The organism is Streptomyces sp. NPDC056835 (assembly GCF_042789485.1).
GTDB lineage: Bacteria > Actinomycetota > Actinomycetes > Streptomycetales > Streptomycetaceae > Streptomyces.
On sequence record NZ_JBHUBB010000021.1, the window covers coordinates 147246 to 153432 of the forward strand.

A 6187-nucleotide genomic window follows, 5' to 3' on the forward strand; every position below is an offset into this window, starting at 1 on the left:
CGTCGGTATGTGAAGGTATCCTGCCCGCATACCATCGGTATGTCAAAGGACGGGATCGTGAACGGGAACGTGATGGCGGACAGCGTCAGGGCGCGGCAGCGGGAACAGACCAGGCGGGCCCTCCTGCGCGAGGGCAGGCGCCTGTTCGCGACCCAGGGCTACGGCGCGGTGGGCCTGTCGGAGATCGTCCGCGCCGCCGGGGTCACCAAGGGCGCGCTGTACCACCACTTCGACAGCAAGACCGCCCTGTTCCGCGCCGTCCTGGAGGAGGTGCAGCAGGAGGTCGCCAGGACAGTGGCCACAACCGCCGACGCCGAGGACGATCCCTGGGCCCGGTTCACGACGGGATGCCAGTCCTTCCTCACCGCCGCCACCGCCCCGGAGATCCAGCGCGTCATGCTCGTCGACGGCCCCGCGGTCCTGGGCTGGACGCAGTGGCGCGCCCTGGACGAGGCCACCTCCGCCCACCACCTGGCCGAGATCCTCACGGAATTGATCGAGAACGGCACGATCCCCCGCCACCCCGTCGCGCCACTGACCCACTTGCTGTCGGGCGCGATGAACGAGGCGGCCCTGTGGCTGGCGGAATCGGACAACCCCGAAGACCTGACGGCCACAAGGGCCGCCCTGTCACACATGCTGGAGGCGCTGCGTACTCCCTGAGCCGAGACGCCCTGCCCCGTTCCTCCCGGTGCCGGTGCCGGGAGAAACCGGATTCCATCCAGCACCCACCCCGACCTGCGCACCCAGACGTCCCCACCGGCCCGGAAACGACGAATCCCGCCCGATCGAAATGATCGGGCAGGATTTCATCAACCGCCTACGAGCCAACTCGTGAACCTCCCTTGTTGTTGTCGGGTGTTCACGGGTACGTCCCACCTGCGGGGTCGGAGGCAATTGAAGATCGCTTCCCGTCTGGTGGTTGATCGTTTCCCAGATGGTGGGTCAGCGGGGCCGGGGCTGGGAGGCCCACCGAGGATGAAAAGGCTCCTTGATGGCTCGTTGCAATTCATTGTGACGAGACGGTTTGCTCCACAGGTGAACTCCACCTCTCGCTCGGCGCCGAGCGAGAGGGACCGCGCGTTCATGTCGTGGACGGCCGCTGATCAGAGGCTGTCGAGGATGCTCTCCAGGTCGCGTTCGCCCTCTCGGGTTTGCACGCCCGCGGCGAGCTGCTTGTGGGCCGACGCGACCATATCGTCGGTGAACAGGGAGTACAGCGCGGCGTTCTCCACGGCGTACGCCTGGTGGGGGATTTTCGGGGTGATGGTCTCGACGGTGGCCTTGATGGCGGCGACGACCTCGGGGCGCAGGCGAGCGATCCGGCGCGCCAGCCGGTCGACGAAGGCGTCGATCTCGTTGGCAGGGACCGCGCGGTTGACCAGGCCGTAGCGTTCGGCCAGCTCGGCGTCGACCAGCTCGCTGCCGAGGAGCAGTTCCAGTGCGCGTCCCCGGCCGAGCAGGCGGGTCATGTTGACCGTTCCGCCGCCGCCGGGAAGGATATCCATCACGGCCTCGGGCTGGGCCTGGCCGGACCGGCCGATCGCCGCGAACCGCATGTCGAGGTACATAAGAAACTCGTTGCCGGCGCCCCGGGCGAAGCCGGCGATCTTGCCGATGGTGACCTGCGGCAGGCTGCGCACCTCGTCGCTCACGGCCTCCAGGATGTTCATGCCGTCCGGGACGGGCACGTCCGGCGCGGCGGCGACCGCGGCGGCTGTGGCGGCGGGCAGCGCCTCCGGATCGGTGAGGTAAGCCATGTCGCCGTGCGCGCTGAAGAACTCCGGGTCGGCGCTGTCGAACACAACGACGCGGACGTCGGTGTCGTGGCGCACCCGGTTGACGAAGCCGCGCAGTGACGGCAGCAGGACACCGTCCATCAGGTTCAGCGGCGGGTGGTCGAGGGTGACGGTTGCGACACCGTTGTCCACCGTGATCCGCAGACCGGTCAGGTCGTCGTAGGGCATATAGACTCCTTCGATAAGTGGGGAGTTTCCCCGGTAATGAGTATGTGGGGACTCTCCCCATTTAGTCAATGAGGAGTGATCTTGGTTACAGCACGCCCGCTTCGCGCCGACGCGCAGCGCAACCGCGACGCGATCCTGACCGCAGCGCGCGAAGCGTTCGAGGCGGACGGAGTGTTCGCCTCGCTCGACGCGATCGCGTTGCGCGCCGGTGTCGGCAACGCCACCCTCTACCGGAACTTCCCCACCCGGGACGACCTGCTCGCCGCGGTCATCGAGGGCTTCTTCATCCGAGCGCTGACGGAGGCCGACGAGTTGTCCCGCACGCTGCCGCCGGGCGGGGCGCTCGTCGAGTGGCTGGTGCGGGTGAGCTGGGGGATGCGGATCTGGCACGACCTGCCGGCCTGTCTCGCCACCGCGCACCACGACGACGCCTCGCCGCTGCAATCGGCGAATGCGCCGTTGGTGGAGCGGCTCGGCGTCCTGCTGGACACGGCCAAGGCGGCCGGCGAGGTGGCCGACGAGATCACCGCGGACGAGGTGTTCGAACTGGTCCTCGCCCTGTCCTGGGGCATCGACCGTTTCGGTGACGACGAGACGAAGGCGCGACGTCGGACAACGATGGCGACGGCAGGGATCTTCGCATGGGAACCTCAGGTTTGCTTGTGATCGACCGGCTCACCACAGTCCTTGATCCCTACCGCTGTGACCGGCGCCGCCGCCTGCCCCGAGACGAAGCAGCCCAAGTGATCGCGACGAAGCTGCCCATCCGCCGACTGGTCGGTCCCGGCGACGTCGCCGCCCTGGCTGTGCACATCCCGTGCAACGGGGCGCTCACTGGCGCGACATACGACATCGACGGCGGCCAGCAGATCATTGCGGGCTGAGCACGCCAGGGAAAGGGACGGGCGTCCCGTTCTCTGTACGATTCGCAGGATGCTGCAAACACACTGGAGTGAGAAGATGGAATCGGGGCCGAGGTGTCGGACCGGTTAGCCATGGCGGCCACGGTGTGGCGCCGAGTGTTTTTCGTTGAGGTGACGCGGTGGTCCGTCTTCGGAATCAACCGTGTGGAGGAATTTCGATGACGAAGATACGCGACGACCTTCTTCTCGCGCAGTCCGCCGTCACATCCCGCATCAACGCGCCTGCGGACAAGGTCGATATCGCCAAGTGGCTGTTGAGCATCCCGGACGCGGAGTACCAGCGCTGCGCCCCCGGTGACCATATCTCTGCGGGCTACACCACGACCGATGACGGCCAGCCGATGTCGATCAACGTCGAGCAGGTCGGCAGCGCGCTCCTCATCGAGCACTACGTCGGTGAGGTCACCGAGAAGCTGCACTGCAAGATGGTGTCGACTTCCGACGTCTTCTCCGACGGTGGCCGCAGCAAGATCCAGGTGATCTGGGAGCTCACGGCGAAGCCCGACGGTGACGGACTGGAATTCACCAACGAAGTGACCGTGCATCCCACCGACGAATTCCTGGAATTCCTGGAGAAGGCCGGTCTCACTTTCGATCAGGCGTCCGAGGCCCACAAGGTCGCCTCGACAGCGCACAACAGGCTGGAAACCCCCCACTTCGCCAAGAGTATCGAGAACGCGGCTCTCGCGCCCGCGTAGAAGGACGGGGAACCGGCCGCAGAGGCGCGCTCCGCTCTGCCGGCGCCCCCCGGGGACCTCACGGCGCGCGCCAACCGTCAGCGGTTCCCTCGTTTGTTCGCAAATGTGATGGGACTGAGGAATGGTGACTGCCGACACGACGACCTACCCACCCGACCGGACAGCTCTCCTGATCATCGACCCCTACAACGACTTTCTGTCGGAGGGCGGGAAGCTCTGGCCGCAGGCCAAGGATGTGGCAGAAGGCATAGACCTACTCGACCACATGCGCACGATGCTCGCCGTGGCCCGCGACCAGGGCTTTCGCGTCTTCATCGTGCCGCACCACCAGACGGAACCGGGCGACTACCTCAGCTGGGACCAGCTGTCCCCGACCCAGCAGCGTGTCGTCAAGGGACAGACCTTCGCAAAGGGAAGCTGGGGCGCGCAGTGGCACCCGGACTTCCAGCCCCGCGAGGACGAGCTGATCATGCACCAGCACTGGTCCTCCAGCGGCTTCGCCAACACCGATCTGGACATGATGCTCAAGCAGCACCACATCCAGAAGGTCGTGATCATCGGGATGAAGTCGAACACCTGCGTGGACACCACGGCGCGCTTCGGACAGGAGCTCGGCTTCCACGTCACTTTGATCAGGGACGCCATCGGCTCCTTCAGCTGGGACGAGATGAAGGCGACGTTCGAGGTGAACGCGCCGCAGTACGCCCACGCCATCCTCACCACGAACGAGTTTGTCAAGGCCGTGGGCGCGCAGCCCCACGCAGTGGCCTCGTGACCGGCCATGAAGGACCGGCGGTGACGACGGTGAACAACCTCGGAGAAAGGCTGCTCGGCGCGTGGCGGTTGGTGGCGTACGTGGCCGTGGACGAATCGGGAGACCGGGAGTACCCGCTCGGTGAGGACGCGCAGGGGCTGATCGTCTACACCCCGCAGGGTGGATGAGCGCGCAGCTCATGCGGCGCGACCGGCCCCGGTTCGCCGAGCCGCGGCTGGACGCCGGGAGCGCCGCGGAACTGGCCGAGGCCGGTCGGGGATTCGTCGCGTACGCGGGCACCTTCCGGGTGCTGGACGAGCCATGCTCACGCCAGGCATCCACGACACCTACGAGCGCAAAGCGCGGGGACAGCGCGACTCCGGCGCCAGGATCGCAGCCGAAGGCCCCGAGCCGAAGCGCACCTGGGACGGCCGCTCCCGGCTGCTGGAAGTCGATGGCGACCGGTTCCTCAGCGATCCCTCTCTGGCTGAGGAGGTCTTCGGACCTTCCGCGCTGCTGGTGCGTCTGTCCGGAATGGACCAGCCTCCTGGCGGCTCGGCGGCGCGTGCTTTCCGCGGACAGCTGACGGCGGTCATGCACATCGATCAGACGGACCACGACGACGCCCGGCGGCTCCTGCCAATCCTGGAGCGGTGTACCAACCGCATCGTGGTGAACGCCTTTTCCCACCCGCAGGAGGTCGGCTACGCCACGATCCACGGCGGCCCCTTCCCGGCCACCACGGACAGCCGCTTCACCTCGGTGGGCATGACGGCTATCGACCGGTTCCTGCGTCCTGTGACGTACCAGGGCTTCCCCGATGACCTGCTGCCCGACGCTCTGGCCGGGGCCAACACAGACGGACTGTGGCGGCTCGTTGACGGGGAGCTGACCCGCACCTGAGGCAACACTTACGCCGCCAAGGCACAAGCGGGGCGAGTCATCGCGGCCTTGTGTACGTCCTCCACCGGGCGGTGAGCTTCGATAAGCGGGAAGGCCGCGTGCAATGTGGCGCGACCCGCCAGGAAGGCCACAGCGACATCGAAGCGTGTCCGCTCCGGGCCGCGTGAGATCCCCTGCACCATCGGACGGAATCTTTCAGTCAAGGGCCTGGCAAGCCCTGGAGCCGGTGTTGCACGCGTTCTATCTTCGCGGCATGAGCAGCTGTCCGACCAGGCGCGGGTGGCCGCGATGGAGCCCGGCCCCACTGGGCTGCACCCCTACGCGGACAACCTCATCCGCCTCAGCCGGGTACCCGCGGTGACGATCACCTCGATCAACGGGCGGGCGCGGGGCGCCGGCAGCGAGTTCGTCCTGGCCACCGACATCCGGTTCGCAGGGCCGCAGGCCGTCCTGGGGCAGTTCGAGGTGGGCACGGGATCGGTCCCCGGGGGCAACCCGATGGCCCGGCTAGTAGGCCGCGGCCGCGCGATGGAGATCATGCTGGGCGCCGACGACTTCCCCCGCCGAGCTGGCCGCCGCGTACGGCTACGTCAACCGGGTCATCCCCGCGGGCGAGCTCGAAGGCTTCGTCGACACGTTCGCCCGCCGCATCGCGGGGTTCGACAAGGTGGCGGTGGCCGGGGGCAAGTCCCTCCTCGACGCGAGCGTCCAGGTTCCCGACGAGGAGTCCGCGGCCAGTCTCGCGCCTTCTTCCGCTCTTCCGGCCGCCCGGAGAACGCCCACCGGGGTGCGCCGCCTCTTCGATCTCTTTGCTGCTGTACAGCGCGCAAAAGCCCCTCCCGGATACCTTGAGTTCTAGTGGTCCTCGCAACACCCCAGCTCAGGGGATGCGATGGACTTCGAGATCCGGGACCGGACGGTCAACCGGGGGCGTAAGAAGCT

The 6187-nt window shown here is 67.2% G+C and carries 8 protein-coding genes and 1 pseudogene; 8 read left to right on the forward strand and 1 reads right to left on the reverse strand.

Going from position 1 to position 6187, the window contains the following annotated elements:
- The first annotated feature begins 72 nt into the window (after window positions 1-72).
- Entirely contained in the window at window positions 73-663 is a 591-nt protein-coding gene (locus ACFRMN_RS24210) for a TetR/AcrR family transcriptional regulator (protein WP_383022767.1), read from the forward strand.
- A gap of 443 nt (window positions 664-1106) precedes the next feature.
- On the opposite strand, the gene ACFRMN_RS24215 is transcribed toward ACFRMN_RS24210, so the two are convergent.
- Entirely contained in the window at window positions 1107-1967 is an 861-nt protein-coding gene (locus ACFRMN_RS24215) for an enoyl-CoA hydratase/isomerase family protein (RefSeq protein ID WP_383022746.1), read from the reverse strand.
- Between the two features lie 81 nt (window positions 1968-2048).
- Between ACFRMN_RS24215 and ACFRMN_RS24220 the strand changes: the two genes are divergently transcribed.
- The 7 genes and pseudogenes from ACFRMN_RS24220 (at window position 2049) to ACFRMN_RS24250 (ending at window position 6097) form a co-directional block, all read left to right on the forward strand.
- Window positions 2049-2633 (forward strand): TetR/AcrR family transcriptional regulator, encoded by a 585-nt coding sequence (locus tag ACFRMN_RS24220; RefSeq protein WP_383022747.1) that lies wholly within the window; start codon window positions 2049-2051, stop codon window positions 2631-2633.
- Window positions 2630-2851, forward strand: coding sequence for a hypothetical protein (locus ACFRMN_RS24225; RefSeq protein ID WP_383022749.1), 222 nt, complete (start codon window positions 2630-2632; stop codon window positions 2849-2851). Before ACFRMN_RS24220 ends, ACFRMN_RS24225 begins: the two co-directional genes overlap by 4 nt.
- Before the next feature lie 197 nt (window positions 2852-3048).
- Complete coding sequence (locus tag ACFRMN_RS24230) at window positions 3049-3588, forward strand: hypothetical protein (RefSeq protein WP_383022751.1); 540 nt, start codon at window positions 3049-3051, stop codon at window positions 3586-3588.
- Between the two features lie 121 nt (window positions 3589-3709).
- Window positions 3710-4363 carry a cysteine hydrolase family protein gene (locus ACFRMN_RS24235; RefSeq protein WP_383022752.1) on the forward strand — a complete coding sequence of 218 codons (654 nt, stop codon included), beginning with the start codon at window positions 3710-3712 and terminating at the stop codon, window positions 4361-4363.
- Window positions 4364-4449: 86 nt separating this feature from the next.
- Window positions 4450-4604 (forward strand): annotated as a pseudogene (locus ACFRMN_RS24240) (lipocalin-like domain-containing protein); the annotation flags it as partial.
- Window positions 4605-4663: 59 nt separating this feature from the next.
- On the forward strand, window positions 4664-5245 hold the full coding sequence (locus ACFRMN_RS24245) for a hypothetical protein (protein WP_383022770.1): 582 nt from the start codon (window positions 4664-4666) through the stop codon (window positions 5243-5245).
- A 288-nt stretch (window positions 5246-5533) separates the two neighbouring features.
- Window positions 5534-6097: an enoyl-CoA hydratase/isomerase family protein gene (locus ACFRMN_RS24250; RefSeq protein WP_383022769.1), complete on the forward strand. Its 564-nt coding sequence runs from the start codon at window positions 5534-5536 to the stop codon at window positions 6095-6097.
- Window positions 6098-6187: the final 90 nt, after the last annotated feature.